This window comes from Streptomyces sp. NPDC051051 (genome assembly GCF_040682975.1).
GTDB lineage: Bacteria > Actinomycetota > Actinomycetes > Streptomycetales > Streptomycetaceae > Streptomyces.
The window spans coordinates 1-18,990 of record NZ_JBFBCB010000048.1; the positions used below are offsets into that span (position 1 = coordinate 1).

Below are 18,990 nucleotides of genomic sequence, written 5' to 3' on the forward strand. Positions count from 1 at the left end.
TCGGGGCGACCCTCCGCCTTGCGATCGCACGCACCAGACGCCGCCGGGCCTGCCCTTCGGGCAGACGACGCTACTTTCGAAACACGCCCTAGGCCCTGTCGATCAGCGGGCGGGGGAGGGAGTCGCGGTCCCCGTGGGCGGCCTGCGGGGGGACGACCGGGCCGCCGAAGGCGTACTCGCGGAGCTTGCGCCAGATGCCGTCGGCGCCCTGCTCGTGGAGGCCGAAGCCGGTGCAGGACCATTCGGCCCGGTAGTCGGCGAGTTCCTCGTACGCGCGGTCCATGGCCGCCTCGTCGATGCCGTGCGCCACCGTGACGTGCGGGTGGTAGGGGAACTGGAGGTCGCGGGCGACCGGCCCGGAGGCGTCACGGATCCGCTGCTGCAGCCAGGCGCAGGCCGAGACCCCCTCGACCACCTGCACGTACACCACGGGCGACAGGGGCCGGAAGGTGCCGGTGCCGCTCAGCCGCATCGGGAACGGGCGGCCCGCCTCGGCCACCGAGGTCAGGTGCGCGTCGACGGCCGGGAGGGCGCCGGCGTCGATCTCGGTCGGCGGCAGCAGCGTGACGTGGGTGGGGATACCGTGAGCTGCGGCGTCGCCGAAGCCCGCGCGCCGCTCCTGGAGCAGGCTGCCGTGAGGCTCCGGGACCGCGATCGACACGCCGATCGTTACGGTCCCCACGTCGTCTCCTTCGTCGCGTCGGATGTGCCGGGCGCCGGCCCGGTGCCTGGTTCGTGCTCAGTCGTACGGCTATCGACTGTACGGCCACGGCCGTGTCGAGGGCAGGCGCAGCGGAAGTGATGTGCAGCGCTCTGCCCGGTGGAACGTGCGTGCGGTGGTGCGCCCTCAGTGCTTGGCGGGCAGGAAGCCCACCTTCTGGTACGTCCGGGCCAGCGTCTCCGCGGCGACGGCGCGGGCCTTCTCCGCGCCCTTGGCCAGGATCGAGTCGAGCGTCTCGGGGTCGTCCAGGTACTGCTGGGTGCGGTCCCGGAACGGCGTGACGAAGTCGACGACGACCTCGGCGAGGTCCGTCTTGAGGGCGCCGTACAGCTTGCCCTCGTACTGCCGCTCCAGCTCCGGGACGCTCGTGCCGGTGAGGGTCGAGTAGATGCCGAGGAGGTTGCTCACGCCCGGCTTGTTCTCGGTGTCGTAGCGGATGACCGTGTCGGTGTCCGTGACCGCGCTCCTGACCTTCTTCGCGGTGGCCTTCGGCTCGTCGAGCAGGTTGATGAGGCCCTTCGGCGTGGACGCCGACTTGCTCATCTTGATCGACGGGTCCTGAAGGTCGTAGATCTTGCCGGTCTCCTTCAGGATGTACGGCTTCGGGATCGTGAAGGTCTCGCCGAAGCGGCCGTTGAAGCGCTCGGCGAGGTCACGGGTCAGCTCGATGTGCTGCCGCTGGTCCTCGCCGACCGGCACCTCGTCGGCCTGGTACAGCAGGATGTCCGCGACCTGGAGGATCGGGTAGGTGAACAGGCCGACCGAGGCACGGTCGGCGCCCTGCCGGGCGGACTTGTCCTTGAACTGGGTCATGCGGGAGGCCTCGCCGAAGCCGGTGAGGCAGTTCATGACCCAGGCGAGCTGGGCGTGCTCGGGGACGTGGCTCTGCACGAACAGCGTGCACCGGTCCGGGTCGAGCCCGGCCGCGAGCAGCTGCGCGGCGGCCAGCCGGGTGTTGGCGGTCAGTTCCCCCGGGTCCTGCGGAACCGTGATCGCGTGCAGGTCGACGACCATGTAGAACGCGTCGTGGGACTCCTGGAGGGCCACCCACTGACGGACGGCGCCGAGGTAGTTGCCGAGGTGGAACGAGCCTGCGGTGGGCTGGATCCCGGAGAGCACGCGGGGACGGTCATTCGCCATGCCCACCATTGTCTCAGAGCCGCGGGGGTGGTTCAGGAGGGTGGGGAGTGCCGCGGGGGCGGGGCCGGTCGCGGCCCCGCCCCCCCGCGCGGGGTGCCTCAGCCGAGGTCGATCTCCGGGTACAGCGGGAAGCCCGCCACCAGGTCGGTCGCCCGCCGGGAGATCTCGTCGGAGACCTTCTCGTCCAGGACGTGGGAGGCCTTCGACGGGGCGCCCGACTTCGTCGTGCCCGGCTCCGCCGTCGTCAGGACGCGGTCCATCAGGGCCGCGACCTCGTCCATCTCGGCCGTGCCGAGGCCGCGCGTGGTCAGCGCGGGGGTGCCGACCCGGATGCCGGAGGTGTACCAGGCGCCGTTGGGGTCGGCGGGGATCGCGTTGCGGTTGGTGACGATGCCCGAGTCGAGGAGGGCCGACTCGGCCTGGCGGCCGGTGAGGCCGTAGGACGTGGCGACGTCGATCAGGTTGAGGTGGTTGTCGGTGCCGCCGGTGACGAGGGTCGCGCCGCGGCGCGTCAGCCCCTCCGCCAGCGCGCGGGAGTTGTCGACGATGCGCCGGGCGTAGTCCTGGAAGGCGGGCTGCCGGGCCTCGGCCAGGGCCACCGCCTTCGCGGCCATGACGTGCGGGAGCGGGCCGCCGAGGACCATCGGGCAGCCGCGGTCCACCTGATCCTTGAGGGAGTCGTCGCACAGGACCATGCCGCCGCGCGGGCCGCGCAGCGACTTGTGGGTGGTGGTCGTGACGATCTGGGCGTGCGGGACCGGGTCGAAGTCGCCGGTCAGCACCTTGCCCGCGACCAGGCCGGCGAAGTGCGCCATGTCGACCATCAGGGTCGCGCCCACCTCGTCGGCGATCTCCCGCATGATCCGGAAGTTCACCAGCCGGGGGTACGCGGAGTAGCCGGCGACGATGATGAGCGGCTTGAACTCGTGGGCCGTGGCGCGCAGCGCGTCGTAGTCGATCAGGCCGGTGGCCGGGTCGGTGCCGTAGGAGCGCTGGTCGAACATCTTGCCGGAGATGTTGGGGCGGAAGCCGTGGGTGAGGTGGCCGCCGGCGTCCAGGGACATGCCGAGCATGCGCTGGTTGCCGAAGGCCCGGCGCAGTTCGGCCCAGTCGGCCTCGGAGAGGTCGTTGACCTGGCGGTCGCCGGTCTTCTCCAGGAAGGGCGCCTCCACCCGGTCGGCGAGGACGGCCCAGAAGGCGACCAGGTTGGCGTCGATGCCGGAGTGCGGCTGGACGTAGGCGTGGCGGGCGCCGAAGAGTTCGCGGGCGTGCTCGGCGGCGAGGGACTCGACGGTGTCGACGTTGCGGCAGCCGGCGTAGAAGCGGCGGCCGACGGTGCCCTCGGCGTACTTGTCGCTGAACCAGTTGCCCATCGCGAGGAGGGTGGCCGGGGAGGCGTAGTTCTCGGAGGCGATCAGCTTGAGCATCTCGCGCTGGTCGGCGAGCTCCTGGCCGATCGCGTCGGCGACGCGCGGCTCGACGGCGCGGACCACGTCGAGGGCGGCGCGGAAGGCGGTGGACTCGGTGGAGAGGGGCTGCTGCTCTGACATGACGTCGGCCTCCGGATGGCGTGGCGTGCAAGCGGTCACGGTCTCGGTCTGGCCCAGGCGCACGGCACTCGGTCACTGCAGGCCGCTCCCCGATGGTCCGTCCCATCCCAGCGCGCCAGTCACGGCCTGCCCGCCAGCCTACCGGGGCCGCCGGACACCGAAGGCGCGACGTCCACCATGCGAGCGACGGCGGAGGGGGCGGTCGGCCCCGCCCCCGGAACGGGCGTACGCCCTTCTCACCGGGGTGCGGGCCCGGCGGGCCGAGGGCGTCCGGCGGTCACGGCAGGGCCCGGCACAGTGCGGTCAGGGCTCCTGTCCAGGCGTGGTCCGGTGGGGTGGCGTAACCGACCACCAGGGCGTCCAGGGGGGCGGTGCGGGCCGATGGGTGGCGGAAGCGGGAGAGGCCGTACAGGGCCAGGCCCTGCCAGGCCGCCGCCTGGACCACCGGCTGCTCGGTGCCGGGCGGGAGGCCCACCACGGCGTGCAGGCCGGCCGCGATGCCGGTCACGTGGGCTTCGGGGGCGTGTTCGGCCAGGGCCGTGACCAGGGCGTCGCGGCGGCGGCGGTAGCGCAGGCGGGCCGAGCGGACGTGGCGGTCGTAGGCGCCGGAGGTGAGGAACTCGGCCAGGGTCAGCTGATCGAGGACGCCGCAGGTGTCGATGCCGCCCTTGGCGCCGGCGGCCTCCTCGGCGAGGCCGGGCGGCAGTACCGCCCAGCCGAGCCGCAGGGCGGGGGCGAGGGACTTGCTGGCGGTGCCCAGGTACACGACGTGGTCGGGGTCGAGGCCCTGGAGGGCGCCGACGGGCTGGCGGTCGTAGCGGAACTCGCCGTCGTAGTCGTCCTCCAGGACCAGTCCGCCGGTGCTGCGCGCCCAGTGCACGAGGGCCGCCCGCCGGTCGCGGTGCAGGGGCACGCCCATCGGGAACTGGTGGGCGGGGGTGAGGAGGACCGCTCCGACGCCGCTCAGGCCCGCGGGGTCGGTGCCGAGCCGGTCGAAGGGCAGCGGCACGGTCCGCAGTCCGGCCGCCCTCAGCTGCTGCTCGTGCACGTCGAGGCCGTACGACTCGACGGCGACCGTGCGGACCCCGCGGGCGCGCAGCACTGTGCCGAGCACCTGGAGGGCGTGCACGAACCCGGCGACGACGAGGACGCGTCCGGGGTCGGTGCGCACGCCGCGGGCACGGGCGAGGTAGCCGGCGAGGGCGGTGCGCAGCTCGACGCGGCCGCGCGGGTCGCCGTAGCCGAGGGCGTCGTTGGGGGCGGCGGTGAAGGCGCGGCGGGCGGCCTTGAGCCACTCGGCCCGGGGGAAGGAGGCGAGGTCGGGGGTGCCCGGGCGCAGGTCGAACGCCGGGCGGCGGTGCTGCCGGTGCGGGGCCGCCGCACCGGCCGGGGGGACGACGGCGCGGTCCGCCACGCGTGTGCCGGAGCCCTGCCGGGCGGTCAGCCAGCCCTCGGCGACCAGGTCGGCGTAGGCGTCGGCGACGGTGTTGCGGGCGATGCCGAGGTCGACGGCGAGCGTGCGGGAGGAGGGCAGCCGGGTGCCGGGTGCCAGCCGGCCGCCGCGGACGGCCTCGCGCAGGGCGTCGGTCAGCCCGCGCCGCAGACCGGGACCGGCCGGTTCCAGGTGCAGGTCGACGCCCAGAGTGGCCCAGGATTCCGCCATGGAAATGGACCATACCCGTGGGCAGCCCGGCTCCTAGGGTCGAGGGCATGACGAACGGAACCGACAGCACGACGACCGTGGCCCACGCCCCCGAGCACACCCCCCGACTGGCCTGGGCCGAGCTGGCCCCCGAGGTCTACAAGGCGATGGTCCGGCTGGACGCCGCCGCCCGCAAGGGCCTCGACGCGACGCTGCTGGAGCTGGTGAAGATCCGCGCCTCGCAGCTCAACCGCTGCGCGCTCTGCGTGGACATGCACAGCAAGGACGCCCTCGCGGCCGGGGAGAGCGTGGAGCGGATCGTGCAGCTCAGCGCCTGGGAGGAGTCCGGGCACTTCTACACCGAGCGGGAGCTGGCGGCGCTGGCGCTCACCGAGGCGGTGACGGTGCTGACGGACGGGTTCGTGCCGGACGCGGTGTACGAGCGGGCCGCCGGGCACTTCGGGGAGGCGGAGCTGGCGCAGCTGATCGCCGCGATCACGGTGATCAACGCGTGGAACCGGTTCGGCGTGACCTGCCGGCTGGTGCCCGGTCACTACCGGCCGGGGCAGCACCGGTGATCCTCGGCACGGCGGACACCCGCGACGCGGCACCGGGGAGCGCGTCATGGTGACCAAGGCCGACACCTTCCGCGCCCTGCACCGCGGGCGGCTCCCCGACGACCCCCTGGTCCTGCCGGGGCCGTGGGACGCGGCCAGCGCCCGCGCCCTCGCCGACGCCGGTTTCCCGGCGCTGGCCACGCCGAGCGCGGGGGTCGCCGCCTCGCTCGGCCACGCGGACGGGGAGACGCCGGCCGAGGAGATGTTCGCGGCGGTCGGGCGCATCACCCGCGCCGTGGACGTGCCGGTCTCGGCGGACGTCGAGGACGGCTACGGCCTGCCGCCGGGGGAACTGGTCGAGCGGCTGCTGGAGGCGGGGGCCGTGGGCTGCAACCTGGAGGACTCGCGCGGGGGCGTCCTCAAGGACGCGCGTGCCCACGCCGACTGGCTCGCCGAGGTGTGCGCGGCCGCCGCCGGCCGGTTGTTCGTGAACGCGCGGATCGACACCTTCCTGCGGGGCGAGCCCGACCCGGCGCGGGCCCTCGAGCGGGCCGCGCTGTACGTGGCCGCCGGCGCCGACTGCGTGTACCCGATCGGCGCCCCCACCGCCGTGCTGCCGCTGCTGCGGGCGGGGACCGAGGGGCCGGTCAACGTGTTCGCGCGGGTCGGCGAGGGCCCCTCGCCCGCCGAACTCGGCGAACTCGGGGCCACCCGGGTCACGTTCGGGCCGGGGGTGCAGCAGCGGGCGACGGCTGCGGTCACGGAGATCGCCGCGCGGCTGCGCGACAGGCCGTAGCCGGGTCCCGTCAGGACAGCCACGCGCGCCAGGTCGGCTCGTGGCTGTCCACCCACCTCTTCGCCGCCTCCTCCGGGCTGAGCTTCTGGTCGGCGATCAGCAGGGAGACCATGTTCTGGTCCTCGGTGGTCCACCTGAACTTCTTCAGGAAGGCCGCCGCCCGGCCGCCGGTCCTCGCGAAGTCCGCGTTGAGGTACTTCTCCAGCGGGGTGTGCGGGTAGCCGCAGGCGACCTTCCGCGGGTCGGCGTCGCAGCCCTCCTCGTACGCGGGCAGCTTCACCTCGGTCATCGGGACCTTCTCGAACAGCCACTGCGGGGCGTACCAGTAGGTCAGGAAGGGTTTCCGCTCCTCGGCGAACCGGCGGATCTGGGTGATCTGCGCGGCCTCGGAGCCGGCGAAGACGACCTGGTAGTCCAGGTCCAGGTTCTCCACCAGGGCCTTGTCGTTGGTGACGTACGACGGGGAGCCGTCCATCAGCTGGCCCTTGCCGCCGCTCTCCGCGGTGCGGAACCGCGCGGCGTACTTGTTCAGGTTCTTCCAGTCGGTGACGTCGGGGTGCGCCTTCGCGAAGTACGTGGGGACGTACCAGCCGATGTGTCCGGTGACGCCGAGGTCGCCGCCGCGCGCGATGGTCTTCTTGTCGTCGACGTAGCGCCGCTCCTGGTCGGGGTGGCCCCAGTCCTCCAGGAGCGCGTCGACGCGGCCCTGGCTGAGGGCGTCCCAGGCGGGCACCTCGTCGACCTGGACGGTGTCGACGCGGTAGCCGAGTTCGTGCTCCAGCAGGTACTGGGCGACGGCCACGTTGGCCTGCGCGCCCACCCAGGACTGGACGGACAGGGTCACGGTCCTCGCGCCGCCGGCGCCTGCGAAGGGCGAGGCCTGCTCGGTCATGTCGGCGGCGCCGCAGCCGGTCAGCAGCAGCAGGCCCGCCGCCGCGGCGGTCGTACGCAGTCGCATGTCAGGCTCCCTTCTCGGTGCGCCGGGCGGCCGGCTGGGTGACGCGGTCGAGCATCAGGCCGAGGCAGACGATCGCGGCGCCGGCCACCAGACCGGTCGCGAGGTCGCCCTGGGCGAGGCCGAAGACGGCGTCGTAGCCGAGGGCGCCGCCGCCGACCAGGCCGCCGATGACGACGACGGCGAGGACCAGGACGACGCCCTGGTTGACGGCGAGCAGCAGCGCGGGCCGGGCCAGCGGGAGCTGGACCTGGCGCAGTTGCTGGCCGCCGGTCGCGCCGAGCGAGCGGGCGGATTCCAGGGCGGCCGGGTCGACCTGGCGCAGGCCCTGGGTGGTGATGCGCACGACGGCGGGCAGCGCGTAGACGACGGCCGCGGCGACCGCCGGTGCGCGGCCGACGCCGAACAGGGCGACGACGGGAATGAGGTAGACGAACTGCGGCATCGTCTGGAAGACGTCCAGGACGGGGCGCAGCAGCCGCTCGACGCGGTCGCTGCGGGCCGCCGCGACTCCGGTGGCGAAGCCCAGCACGAGGGTGACGGCGACCGCCGCGAGGACCTGCGACAGCGTGTCCAGGGACGGCTCCCACACGCCGAGCACACCGGTCGCGGCCATGGCCAGGGTGGCGGTCAGCGCGGTGCGCCAGGTGCCGATCGGCCAGGCGAGCGCGGCGACCAGCAGCAGCACCGACCACCAGGGCAGCCACAGGAGGCCGTCGCGGACCGGGTCCAGGACCCAGGTGGTGAAGTGGGCCGCCCAGTCGGCGGTGCCGCCGACGACGGGCACGCCGGAGTAGAGGTGGCCGGTCATCCAGTCGACGACGCGGTTGACCGGTTCGGCGACGGCGACCGTCCACGCGTCCGGCCAGTCGGATCGGCCGGCCGGCCGTACGGCGACGGCGAGGGCCGCGGCGGCGGCGAGCAGGGCGTACGTGGTGCGGCGGCCGTGGGCCGGTTCGGTGCCGCGTCCGGCGGCGGCCGTCACCCGGTCGAGGACGACCGCGAGCAGCACGACGGGGACGCCGGCCGCGAGGGCCGCGCCCACGTCCACCGAGGCGAGCGCCTGGTAGACGCGGTCACCGAGTCCGCCGCCGCCGATCACCGACGCGATGACCGCCATCGACAGCGCCATCATGATCGTCTGGTTGAGGCCGAGGAGGAGTTCCCTGCGGGCCAGCGGGATGCGGGCGGTCAGCAGGCGCTGGCGGGCGGTGGCGCCGAGCGACTCGACCGCCTCCAGGACCTCCTTGTCGGCGCCGCGCAGACCGAGCGAGGTGAGGCGGGCCATGGGCGGGGCGGCGTAGACGACGGTGGCCAGGACGGCCGCCGGGACGCCGATGCCGAACACCAGGACCACGGGGAGCAGGTAGGCGAAGGCCGGCAGCACCTGCATGGTGTCCAGGACCGGGCGCAGGGCGCGGTCCATGCGGTCGGAGAGGCCGGCGGCGAGGCCCAGCAGCGCGCCCACGACGACGGACGCGAGGACGGCGACCACCATGAGGGCGAGGGTCTGCATGGTCGGCACCCACATGCCGAGCAGGCCGCAGGCCAGGAACGCGGCGGCCGTGCCGAGCGCCAGCCGTACGCCCGCCGTGCGCCAGGCGACGACCGCGCCGAGCGCGGTGACGCCGGCCCAGCCCGCGGCCAGCAGGAACAGGTAGACGGCGCGCACGGAGAGGACGACGGCGTTGCTGATGTGGCCGAAGAAGTAGAGGAACAGGGGGTGGCTGTCCCGGTTGTCGATGATCCAGTCGTTGGCGCGGGTCAGCGGGCCGGTCAGGTCGACGGTGAGGGCGGCGGGCCAGGTCCCGCTGTGCCAGCGGGCGTGGGCGAGGGGGGCGAGGACCGCCGCCGCGAGGGCGAGGACGAGGAGTTTGCGGACGACGCGGCTGCGCAGGACGCCGAGGAGGGGGACGCGGAGGGCGGGGGCGGTGATCGTCGCCATCAGACGGCCTCCTGACGGGGTTCCGCCCCCGTCGCGGCACCGGGTGTCGTCCCCGCGACGACCCCCAGCAGGGCGTCGGAGTCGACGACTCCCACGCAGCGGCCGTCGTCCATCACCCGGGCCGGGGTGCCGGTGCGGGCGACCGCTTCGATGGCCTCGGAGACCGTGGCGTCGGAGGCGACGGCCGGGCCGTGGCCCGCGTCCGCCGGGGTCGCGGCGCGCATGGCGGTGCGGACGGGGAGGACCTGCTCGCGGGGGACGTCGCGGACGAACGCGCGGACGTAGTCGTCGGCGGGCGAGCCGACGATCTCCTCCGGGGTGCCGAGCTGGACGACGCGGCCGTCCCGCATGAGGGCGATGCGGTCGCCGAGCTTGAGCGCCTCGCTCAGGTCGTGGGTGATGAAGACCATCGTGCGGCCCTCCTCGCGGTGCAGGCGGATCACCTCCTCCTGCATGTCCCGGCGGATCAGCGGGTCGAGCGCGCTGAACGGCTCGTCGAAGAGGAGGACCTCCGGGTCCACGGCCAACGCCCGTGCCAGTCCGACCCGTTGGCGCTGGCCGCCGGACAGCTGGCCGGGCCTGCGGTGCTCCATGCCCGCCAGGCCGACCTTGGCGACGACCTCGCCGGCCCGCTCGCGGCGCTCGGACCTGCCGACGCCCTGGATCTCCAGGCCGTACGCCACGTTGTCGAGGACCGTGCGGTGCGGGAGCAGGCCGAAGTGCTGGAAGACCATCGCGGCGCGGTGGCGGCGGAGTTCGCGCAGACGGGTGCGGTCCATCGCGCGGACGTCCTCGCCGTCGACGACGATGGTGCCGGCCGTCGGCTCGATCAGCCGGGTCAGGCAGCGCACGAGGGTGGACTTGCCGGAGCCGGACAGGCCCATCACGACGAAGACCTCGCCCTTGCGGACATCGAAGGAGACGTCCCGGACGGCGGCCGTGCAGCCGGTGCGGGAGCGCAGCTCGGCGGCCGGGAGGGCGGCCAGCTCCGGGTCGAGGGGGACGCGTTCGGGCTTCGGGCCGAAGACCTTCCAGAGGCCTTCGACGGAGAAGACGGGGGCGGGGACCGCGGGGGTGGCGGGGCTCGTGGTCATCGCGCACCGCCTCCGACCGGGCCCGCGGCCCGCTCGGCGGTCACGCCGTCCGCCCTTTCACTGTTTCCACCGGTTTCGGCGGTTTCGGCGTCCGGCCGTCCGCCGACCAGTTCGGCCGCCCGTTCGCCGACCATCAGCACACCGATCATGGGGTTCACGGCGGTCATGGTCGGGAACACCGACGCGTCGGCGATGCGCAGCCCGTCCAGGCCGCGGACCCGCAGCTGCGGGTCGACGACGGCCAGTCCGTCGTCGGGCGCGCCCATGCGGCAGGTGCCCGCCGGGTGGTAGACGGTGTGGGCGACCTTGCGGGCGTACTCGCTCAGTTCCTCGTCGCCGGTGAGGTGCGGGCCGGGGGCCACCTCGCGCTTGAGCCAGCCGGCGAGCGGCTCGGTCTTCGCGATCTCGCGGGCGATCCTGATCCCGTCGACGAGAGTGCGGCCGTCGTAGTCGTCCTCGTCGGTGAAGTAGCGGAAGTCCAGGGCGGGCTTCACGGCGGGGTCCGCGCTGGTCAGGTACAGGCGGCCGCGGCTCCTCGGCTTCGGGATGTTGGGGGTCATCGAGACGCCGTGGGGCGGGCGTTCGTAGCCGAGGCGCTCCGGATTGTCCGTGAAGGGGATCTGGTAGAAGTGGAACATCAGGTCGGGGCCCGCGTGTTCGGGGTCGCGGCGCACGAACAGGCCCGCGTCGGAGTCCATCGCGGAGTTCTCGGGGATCGGGCCGTGCGTCTCCCACACGATCACCGACTCGGGGTGGTCGAGGAGGTTCTCGCCGACGCCGGGCAGGTCGTGGACGACGGGTATGCCGAGGGCGTCCAGGTCGGCCTTCGGTCCGATGCCGGAGTGCAGGAGCAGGCGGGGCGAGTCCACGGCGCCCGCGCACAGCAGGACCTCGTGGCGGGCCCGGACGGTGAACTCCTCGCCGTCGGCCGCGCGTACCCGCACGCCCGTCGCCCGGGTGCCGTCCAGCTCCAGCCGGTGGGCCCAGGTCTCCAGGAGGATGCGCAGGTTCGGACGCTCGTCCATGACCGGGTGCAGATAGGCGACCGAGGCGCTGGAGCGCTTGTTGTCCTCGGGGTGGTAGGCCAGGTCGAAGAAGCCGGCCCCCTCGGTGAACGGCCTCTGGTTGAAGCCCTCGACGCGGGGTACTCCGAGTGCGGCCTGCGCCGCGTCGACGAAGTCGCGGGCGATGGCGTTCCGGTCCTTCTCGTCGACCGGGACGATGTTGTTCAGCAGGCGGGCGTAGTACGTCTCCATGGCGGCCGCGCCCCAGCCGTCGGCACCGGCCGCCTCCCACTCGTCCCAGTCGGAGGGGAGCGGCTTGAAGGCGATGAGGGTGTTGTGGGAGGAGCAGCCGCCGAGGACGCGGGCACGGCTGTGCCGGATGTGGGAGTTGCCGCGCGGCTGTTCGGTGGTGGGGTAGTCGTAGTCGAGTTCGCCGCCGAGCAGGCCCATCCAGCGGCGCAGGGTGAGGACGTCGTCGCGGCCGACGTCGCTGGGGCCGCCCTCGACGACGGCGACGGTGACGTCGGGATTCTCGGTGAGGCGGGAGGCGATGACGGAGCCGGCGGTGCCACCGCCGATCACGACGTAGTCGTAGACGTGGGGGGTCTCGGGCATGAGGACTCCTGGAGGGGGCGGGCGAGCGGGGTCGCGGGTGGGCCGGGCGAGCGGGGTCGCGGGTGGGCCGGGCGTGAGGGTTGCGGGTCAGCCCGCGAACCAGCGGACCGGCTTCGGCGCCAGGTTCTGGTAGACGTGCTTGGTCTCGCGGTACTCGGCGAGGCCGGCGGGGCCGAGTTCACGGCCGACGCCGCTCCTGCCGAAGCCGCCCCACTCCGCCTGCGGGAGGTAGGGGTGGAAGTCGTTGATCCAGACGGTGCCGTGGCGGAGCCGGCCGGCGACCCGGCGCGCGCGGCCCGCGTCGGCGGTCCAGACGGCGCCCGCGAGGCCGTACTCGGTGTCGTTGGCGAGGGCGACCGCCTCGTCCTCGGTGCGGAAGGTCTCGACGGTGAGGACCGGGCCGAAGACCTCCTCGCGGACGACGCGCATCTCGCGGTGGCAGTGGTCGAGGACGGTCGGCTCGTAGAAGTAGCCGTCCCGCGGCCGCTGCGGGCAGGGGTCGGGGCGCTTGCCGCCGGAGCGCAGTACGGCGCCCTCGGCGAGCGCCGACTCGACGTACGCCTCGACCTTCGCGCGCTGCTGCGCGGAGACGAGGGGGCCGCACTCGACGCCGTCCTCGGTGCCGCGGCCGAGGCGGATCCGGCCGGCCCGGCGGGCGAGGTCGGTGACGAAGCGGTCGCGGACGGACTCCTCGACGATGAGGCGGGAGCCCGCCGAGCAGACCTGGCCGCTGTGGATGAAGGCCGCGTTGAGGGCCTGGTCGACGGCGGTGTCGAAGCCCTCCTCGGTGGCGCAGGCGTCGGCGAAGACGACGTTGGGGTTCTTGCCGCCGAGTTCGAGGGCGACCTTCTTGACGCCGGGGGCGGCGGCCTGCGCGACCTTGGTGCCGCTGGCCAGGCCGCCGGTGAAGGAGACCAGGTCGACGTCGGGGTGCTCGGCGAGGCGGGCGCCGACCGAGTGACCGGGGCCGGTGACGATGTTGGCGACGCCGTCGGGCAGGCCGGCCTCGGCGAGCAGGCCGATGAGCGCGACCGTGGTCAGCGGGGTGATCTCGCTGGGCTTGACCACGAAGGTGTTGCCGGCGGCGAGCGCCGGGGCGATCTTCCAACTGGCCTGCAAGAGGGGGTAGTTCCAGGGGGTGATCAGCGCGCACACGCCGACCGGTTCGTGGACGACGACGCTGTGGACGTCGGGCGAGCCCGCGTCGACGACCCGGCCGGGGGCCTCCGCGGCGACGAGGTCGGCGAAGTAGCGGAAGGCGTCGGCGACACAGTCGATGTCGACGCGGCCCTCCTCGACGGTCTTGCCCGCGTCCCGGCTCTCCAGCAGGCCGAGCTCTTCGCGGTCGCGTACGAGGAGCCCGGCCACGCGGCGCAGCAGCGCGGCGCGTTCGGCGGCGGGGGTGCGCGGCCAGTCGCCGTGGTCGAAGGCCTGCCGGGCCGCCGCCACCGCGAGATCGGCGTCCTTCTCGTCGCCCTCCGCGACCAGGGCGAACGGCAGGGCGTCCGCGGGGTCGAGGATCTCGCGCGTGGCGCCGGACACGGCCGCGCGCCATTCGCCGCCCGCGCAGATGGTCCTGCGCGCCTGGAGTTCCGTACCGTCCGCCCTGTCCGCGCTGTCCGTCATGATCGGGATCGCCTTCCGTTCCGGTTCCGTTCCCCTCGGTGACACCGGCGTCACCCCTCGGGACCGTGAGCGCATGCCCTTCGGCCCTGATGGCATGCGCAATCCACGGCCGAAAGTGCGCGGCGTCACGGAGAACGCGGGCGGAAGTGGACGGAAACGGGCGGAACCCCGGACGGCGTGGGCCCGGCAGGGCCCCGGACGCACCGATCCCCGGACGGCCGGTGCCGCCCGGGGATCGGGAAGTGCGCTGGTGCGGTGGTGCGGTGAACTGTGGCTCAGATGAGGCCGAGCGCGCGGACCGCCTCGCGCTCCTCGGCCAGCTCCTGCACGGAGGCGTCGATGCGGGCGCGGGAGAACTCGTTGACGTCCAGGCCCTGGACGATCTCGTACGCGCCGTCCTTGGTGGTGACCGGGAAGGAGGAGATGAGGCCCTCCGGGACGCCGTAGGAACCGTCGGACGGGATGCCCATGGAGGCCCAGTCGCCCTCGGCGGTGCCGTTGACCCAGGTGTACACGTGGTCGATGGCCGCGTTGGCGGCGGAGGCGGCGGAGGACGCGCCACGCGCCTCGATGATGGCCGCACCGCGCTTGGCGACGGTCGGGATGAAGTCCTCGGCCAGCCACTTCTCGTCGTTGACGACCTCGGCGGCGTTCTTGCCCGCGACGGTGGCGTGGAAGATGTCCGGGTACTGCGTGGCGGAGTGGTTGCCCCAGATGGTCAGGCGCTTGATGTCGGCGACCGTGGAGCCCGTCTTCTTCGCGAGCTGGGTCAGCGCGCGGTTGTGGTCCAGGCGGGTCATCGCGGTGAAGCGCTCGGCCGGTACGTCCGGGGCGGCGGCCTGGGCGATCAGCGCGTTGGTGTTGGCCGGGTTGCCGACGACGAGGACCTTGATGTCGTCCGCGGCGTGGTCGTTGATGGCCTTGCCCTGCGGCTTGAAGATGCCGCCGTTGGCCTCCAGGAGGTCACCGCGCTCCATGCCCTTGGTGCGGGGGCGGGCGCCGACGAGGAGGGCGACGTTGGTGCCGTCGAAGGCGACGTTCGGGTCGTCGGTGATGTCGATGCCCTGGAGCAGCGGGAACGCGCAGTCGTCCAGCTCCATGGCGGTGCCCTCGGCGGCCTTCAGCGCGGGCGTGATCTCCAGGAGGCGCAGCTTGACCGGCACGTCCGCGCCGAGCAGCTGGCCGGAGGCGATGCGGAAGAGCAGTGCGTAACCGATCTGGCCGGCCGCGCCGGTGACGGTGACGTTCACGGGAGTGCGGGTCATGGCGTTCTCCGTATGACAGCTGGCGGTGGGGCGTCCCTGCCCCGGACGTTTGATCGATCTCTTGGCGTCAAGAGATCGACCAGCGGTCAGGCTATCGCGCATCCGGGATGCCGTACGTCCGGGGCTGTGTGGCCCGTCCCACAGAGTGACATCCGGTCGCGGTCGCCGCACCACGTCGTGCGTTCCCCGGCCCGACGGCGCGAAAGGCGGCCGCCGGTCCGGGAGAGGGGGGAACCGGGCGGCCGCCGGTGGGGGTGCCGGGTCGTGCCGGACTCCCGTGGGGGTACCGTCCGCCTGCCCGGGGCGGAGCGAGATATTCCCGCGCGCGCCGGTTTCTTTCCGGCCGGTTCCGGCGGCCGGAGCCGTCCCCGCCTACGTGCAGCCCCGCTGCCCCGAGGCCAGTTCGGCGCACGCGCGCAGCTCGCCCGGCTCCTTCACGGCCGCCATCGGGGTGTACGCGATCGTCTCGCCGCCGCCGGTGATGCCGCCGGTCCCGCTCGTCCCGCCCACGGTCACCCGGACGGTGTCGCCCGGTACCGCCCCGGTGAGGCGGCCCCAGGCGGCGCCGCAGGTGTCGCTGTAGCGGACCTCCAGCAGGGCCGCGCCGACGGTGACGCTCCGTGCCGTGGTGACGTGCTCGCCCGTGCACCCCATCTTCTCCGGGTCCTTGCCCGTGCAGCCGGGGCCGGCGCACAGCACGCCCGGCGGCAGACCGGGGGTGGGGGCGGCGGAGGTGGCGGGGGTCCGGGCGGCGGTCCGGCCGCTGTCGGCGGGTCCGCCGTCGGTCAGGAGGAAGGCGCCCACGGCGACGACCACCGCGCCGAGCGCGCCGGCCAGGAACACCGCCGGGCGCCGCGCGGGCCGGCCGGGACCGGGCACCGGGCTCGTCACCGTGCGGGCGCGGGACAGCAGGACGGCCTCGGTGGCGTCGCCGTGGCGCAGTGCGGAGCGGCTCCAGGCCCGCTCGGCCAGTTCCCACAGGGTGATCAGCGGGACCGGGTCGGTGCCGGTGACCTCGGCCAGGGCGACGACCGCGCCCTTGGGGGCGAGCAGCCGGCCGTCGAGGTAGCGCTCCCAGGACGCCTCGCCGTAGCCGGTGCCGTCGGCGAGCGCGGCCGGGCTCGCACCGCTGTCGTCCGCGATCCGGCGCAGCCGCGTGACGAACTCCCGGACCTGCGGATCCAGTGCGTCCGGCAGATCCTTCCAGCGAGGCATCGGTCCCCCCTCCCACCGCCGTGTCCCCCCGCGGCCACGGTAGCGTCCGGCCGGGCACCGCGGCTCCCCCGGCGGGATCGGTTCCCGGTCCGGGGGTGACTGTGGCCGGGCGCGCACACGGTGGCGGAACGGTCACCGCTGTGCCACAGCGCGCGGCCGGGCGTTGAACGGCGCGCTCCTCGTGCGGCAGCGTGGAACACGACGGCGGCCCGTCCTTCTCGGGGGAGAGGACGGGCCGCCGTACGCGCGCGGAGGCGGGGCCGTCAGCCGTCGACCGTGAAGTGCAGGGTGTCCTTCAGGAAGGGGATCTGCAGCCACGGGCCGGGCTGTGCCATCAGCGCCAGCAGGACGATCGCCGCGCCCAGCACGCCGTACGTCGCGATGTCGGTGAACCGGGAGCGGACGGCGAGCATGCCGACGCCGGGCAGGAACCAGCGCAGGGCGGCGCCGCCGAGCAGGGCGGCGCCGATCAGGATCGTGCCGACGCGGAACTGGTCGAAGGCGGTCACCAGCAGGCCGAGGGCGACCAGGCCGAGGACGGCCAGGACGGGCCACTGCCGGGCGGGCGCGGGCGCGTCTCGGGGCGCGGCCCGGCCGCCGCCCTCGGGGCGGGCGGTGTCCCGCGTGAACAGGGGGAAGCGGCGGGTGGTGCGGCGCGGGACGCCGTCGGCGTCGGGTGCGCTGACCGGGTCGCGGACGACAGGTTCCACGAACGCCTGCTCCTCGGCGGACCGGGCCGCCGCGGCGCCGTCGGCCCGGTCCGTGGCGTCGGAGTGCTCCGCGGCGTCGGTGGGGCCGCCCGCTTCGGTGCGGTCGCCGGCGTCGGTGCGGTCGGGGTGGTTCCCGCGGTCAGCCGACACTGCGCTCCGCCGCCTCGACCACGTTGACGAGCAGCTGGGCACGGGTCATCGGGCCGACGCCGCCCGGGTTCGGGGAGATCCAGCCGGCCACCTCGCGGACGTCCGGGTGGACGTCGCCCACGATCCGGCCCTCCGCGTTGCGGGAGACGCCCACGTCGAGGACGGCCGCGCCCGGCTTGACGTCCTCGGCGCGGATCAGGTGGGCCGAGCCCGCGGCGGCGACGATGATGTCCGCCCGCCTCAGGTGCGCCGAGAGGTCGCGGGTACCGGTGTGGCACTGGGTGACCGTGGCGTTCTCGCTGCGCCGGGTCAGCAGCAGCGGCATCGAGCGGCCGATGGTGACGCCGCGGCCGACGACCACGACCTCGGCGCCCTTGATCTCGACGCCGTGGCGGCGCAGCAGGGTCAGCACGCCGTTGGGGGTGCAGGGCAGCGGGGCGGGTTCGTTGAGGACGAGGCGGCCGAGGTTCGTCGGGTGCAGGCCGTCGGCGTCCTTGGCGGGGTCCATCAGTTCGAGTACGCGGTTCTCGTCGATGCCCCTGGGCAGCGGGAGCTGGACGATGTAGCCGGTGCAGGCCGGGTCCTCGTTCAGCTCGCGGACGACCGCCTCGATCTCCTCCTGCGTGGCCGTGCCGGGCAGTTCGCGCTGGAGGGAGGCGATGCCCACCTCGGCGCAGTCGCGGTGCTTGCCGGCGACGTACTTCTGGCTGCCGGGATCGTCCCCGACGAGGATCGTGCCGAGGCCGGGCGTGACGCCCTTCTCCCTCAGCGCCGCCACTCGGGCGGTCAGGTCCGACTTGATCTCGGCTGCGGTGGCCTTGCCATCGAGAATCTGGGCGGTCATGGACCCATCCTCCCGGATGACGCCCTCCCGGTTCCAATCCGGGTGACTCCGCCGCCGGACGTCCCCGCCGGGCCGGTACGACGACCGCTCCGGCGGTGATCCACCGGGTTGCACTTGCACAACGTCCCGGGTCACCTGCTGGACAACGAACCGGCCGCTGACGAACGATTGACGTCCGGTACCGCGGGCAGCACCGGGGGGACGCACCGCATCCGTACGACCCTCCTCCGCACGTGCCACGCGTCGTCCCCGCACCCGAGTGCACACGGAGGAAGGACCGCCATGAGCTTCGGCGAGCCGAACAACCCCTACGGGCCACCGCCCCAGCAGCCCCCGGCCGCACCCGGCTACGGCCACCCGCAGCAGCCGCCCGCCCCCGGTCACGGCGTCCCGCAGGCCCCGCCGTACCAGCAGCAGCCGTACCAGCAGCAGCCGTATCCGCAGCAGGCGTACCCGCACCCGGGCGGGGACCCGTACTTCCAGGGCGGCCACCACCCCGGCGGCCCGGCGCAGATGCCGCGGCCGACGCGCGTCGCGCAGGCCCTGGTGGGCGTGATCGCCCTGGCCCACCTGATCGTCGCGGGCTCGTACGTGTGGGTGCTGTCCCGGTGGGACGAGGAGATGCTGAAGGCCGGGGTGACCGACGACCCGGACGTGGAGCGCTACGCCGACCTGGGCAAGGGCATCGTGGTGTTCATGGCGGGCCTGGCCACCGTGTTCGCGGTCCTCGGCGTCGTGCTGCTCCTGCAGTACGCCAAGGGCGGCAACGCCGTGCGCGTGTGCTCCATCGTGTACGGCTCGTTCGCCATCGTCACCGGCATCTTCATGCTGTCGGCCTGGGGTCTCGGCCTCATCCTCATCGCCGTCAGCATCCTGGTGATCGTCTTCTGCGCGAAGCGCGAGAGCGCGGGCTGGTTCCGCCGGCCGCGCTACTGACCCACCGGCCGCGTCACTGACCCAGCGGCCCCGGACCCACCGGCAGGCCCCGGACCCGCGGGGCGCCCGTACCCGGTGCCGGGGGGCGCCCGTTCTGATCACCGGGGGCGCCCGTCGTACCGCGTGCGCCGAACGGTTCGCGCCATTCACGCCCGAGGGCCGTGTCGGACCCGTCCGAAGGGGGACACGGCCCCGGCGCGTCGCCCTAACCTGACTGCGGTAGCC

16 protein-coding genes and 1 riboswitch are annotated in these 18,990 nt (G+C 73.9%); of the genes, 3 read left to right on the forward strand and 13 right to left on the reverse strand.

Features of this window, described 5'->3' with window-relative positions:
* Positions 1-88: 88 nt before the first annotated feature.
* From AB0N31_RS29025 to AB0N31_RS29040, 4 genes are all read right to left on the reverse strand, one after another.
* Entirely contained in the window at positions 89-682 is a 594-nt protein-coding gene (locus AB0N31_RS29025) for a 2'-5' RNA ligase family protein (RefSeq protein WP_366061404.1), read from the reverse strand.
* 165 nt (positions 683-847) lie between these two features.
* A complete protein-coding gene (gene trpS, locus AB0N31_RS29030) occupies positions 848-1,861 on the reverse strand; it encodes a tryptophan--tRNA ligase (RefSeq protein WP_366061405.1) in 1,014 nt (337 codons plus the stop codon).
* A 98-nt stretch (positions 1,862-1,959) separates the two neighbouring features.
* On the reverse strand, positions 1,960-3,411 hold the full coding sequence (locus AB0N31_RS29035; protein ID WP_366061406.1) for a glycine hydroxymethyltransferase: 1,452 nt from the start codon (positions 3,409-3,411) through the stop codon (positions 1,960-1,962).
* A gap of 44 nt (positions 3,412-3,455) precedes the next feature.
* A riboswitch (ZMP/ZTP riboswitch) is annotated at positions 3,456-3,544 on the reverse strand.
* 144 nt (positions 3,545-3,688) lie between these two features.
* Complete coding sequence (locus AB0N31_RS29040) at positions 3,689-5,074, reverse strand: PLP-dependent aminotransferase family protein (RefSeq protein ID WP_366061407.1); 1,386 nt, start codon at positions 5,072-5,074, stop codon at positions 3,689-3,691.
* Between the two features lie 47 nt (positions 5,075-5,121).
* On the opposite strand from AB0N31_RS29040, the gene AB0N31_RS29045 reads away from it, so the two are divergent.
* Positions 5,122-5,631 (forward strand): carboxymuconolactone decarboxylase family protein, encoded by a 510-nt coding sequence (locus AB0N31_RS29045; RefSeq protein WP_366061408.1) that lies wholly within the window; start codon positions 5,122-5,124, stop codon positions 5,629-5,631.
* 46 nt (positions 5,632-5,677) lie between these two features.
* Positions 5,678-6,406, forward strand: a complete 729-nt coding sequence (locus AB0N31_RS29050) for an isocitrate lyase/phosphoenolpyruvate mutase family protein (RefSeq protein WP_366061409.1) — start codon at positions 5,678-5,680, stop codon at positions 6,404-6,406.
* Between the two features lie 10 nt (positions 6,407-6,416).
* On the opposite strand, the gene AB0N31_RS29055 is transcribed toward AB0N31_RS29050, so the two are convergent.
* From AB0N31_RS29055 to AB0N31_RS29095, 9 genes are all read right to left on the reverse strand, one after another.
* A complete protein-coding gene (locus AB0N31_RS29055; RefSeq protein ID WP_366061410.1) occupies positions 6,417-7,364 on the reverse strand; it encodes an ABC transporter substrate-binding protein in 948 nt (315 codons plus the stop codon).
* A 1-nt stretch (position 7,365) separates the two neighbouring features.
* On the reverse strand, positions 7,366-9,306 hold the full coding sequence (locus AB0N31_RS29060) for an ABC transporter permease subunit (RefSeq protein ID WP_366061411.1): 1,941 nt from the start codon (positions 9,304-9,306) through the stop codon (positions 7,366-7,368).
* Positions 9,306-10,400, reverse strand: a complete 1,095-nt coding sequence (locus AB0N31_RS29065) for a glycine betaine/L-proline ABC transporter ATP-binding protein (protein ID WP_366061412.1) — start codon at positions 10,398-10,400, stop codon at positions 9,306-9,308. The genes AB0N31_RS29060 and AB0N31_RS29065 overlap by 1 nt, the downstream gene beginning before the upstream one ends.
* Entirely contained in the window at positions 10,397-12,019 is a 1,623-nt protein-coding gene (locus AB0N31_RS29070) for a GMC oxidoreductase (protein WP_366061413.1), read from the reverse strand. The genes AB0N31_RS29065 and AB0N31_RS29070 overlap by 4 nt, the downstream gene beginning before the upstream one ends.
* Before the next feature lie 87 nt (positions 12,020-12,106).
* Positions 12,107-13,645, reverse strand: a complete 1,539-nt coding sequence (locus tag AB0N31_RS29075) for an aldehyde dehydrogenase family protein (RefSeq protein WP_366061414.1) — start codon at positions 13,643-13,645, stop codon at positions 12,107-12,109.
* Between the two features lie 275 nt (positions 13,646-13,920).
* A complete protein-coding gene (locus AB0N31_RS29080) occupies positions 13,921-14,910 on the reverse strand; it encodes a malate dehydrogenase (protein ID WP_366061415.1) in 990 nt (329 codons plus the stop codon).
* 372 nt (positions 14,911-15,282) lie between these two features.
* Positions 15,283-16,125 (reverse strand): DUF2690 domain-containing protein, encoded by an 843-nt coding sequence (locus AB0N31_RS29085; protein WP_366061416.1) that lies wholly within the window; start codon positions 16,123-16,125, stop codon positions 15,283-15,285.
* Between the two features lie 263 nt (positions 16,126-16,388).
* A complete protein-coding gene (locus AB0N31_RS29090) occupies positions 16,389-16,985 on the reverse strand; it encodes a DUF3017 domain-containing protein (protein WP_366061417.1) in 597 nt (198 codons plus the stop codon).
* Positions 16,975-17,829, reverse strand: coding sequence for a bifunctional methylenetetrahydrofolate dehydrogenase/methenyltetrahydrofolate cyclohydrolase (locus AB0N31_RS29095; RefSeq protein WP_366061418.1), 855 nt, complete (start codon positions 17,827-17,829; stop codon positions 16,975-16,977). Before AB0N31_RS29095 ends, AB0N31_RS29090 begins: the two co-directional genes overlap by 11 nt.
* A gap of 282 nt (positions 17,830-18,111) precedes the next feature.
* Between AB0N31_RS29095 and AB0N31_RS29100 the strand changes: the two genes are divergently transcribed.
* On the forward strand, positions 18,112-18,765 hold the full coding sequence (locus AB0N31_RS29100) for a hypothetical protein (RefSeq protein ID WP_366061419.1): 654 nt from the start codon (positions 18,112-18,114) through the stop codon (positions 18,763-18,765).
* Positions 18,766-18,990 lie beyond the last annotated feature (225 nt).